This window comes from Stenotrophomonas sp. GbtcB23, assembly GCF_019091045.1.
Taxonomy (GTDB): domain Bacteria; phylum Pseudomonadota; class Gammaproteobacteria; order Xanthomonadales; family Xanthomonadaceae; genus Stenotrophomonas; species Stenotrophomonas rhizophila_A.
Map to the genome: position 1 here is coordinate 1 of NZ_JAGXKC010000523.1, position 252 is coordinate 252.

A 252-nucleotide genomic window follows, 5' to 3' on the forward strand; every position below is an offset into this window, starting at 1 on the left:
TTTTTTCGTGTGCTGGCCCTCGCTCCTATCATCTTGTCCGGATGCGCAGGCAAATACGAACAGCTGGCCAAATGCCCAAGCGACGAGAACCCCGTGCCGGCTCTCGGCTACGAGGCAGGGAAAGAATCGACGGCGCCGCAACAGGCGCTCGCCGACATCGTCGACAGTGATTGCGGTCCGATGCGGCCCGTCAATTCCTTCCAGGGGGGATGATGGATCCGGTCAGCTATGCGGTCAATTTTTATGGCGACG

Annotated in this window: 1 protein-coding gene; it reads left to right on the top strand. The window is 59.5% G+C overall.

What is annotated here, in order from left to right; translation table 11 throughout:
* A partial coding sequence (locus KVS69_RS20005) for a hypothetical protein (protein WP_217539956.1) occupies positions 1-213 on the top strand: 213 nt, incomplete at its 5' end.
* Positions 214-252: the final 39 nt, after the last annotated feature.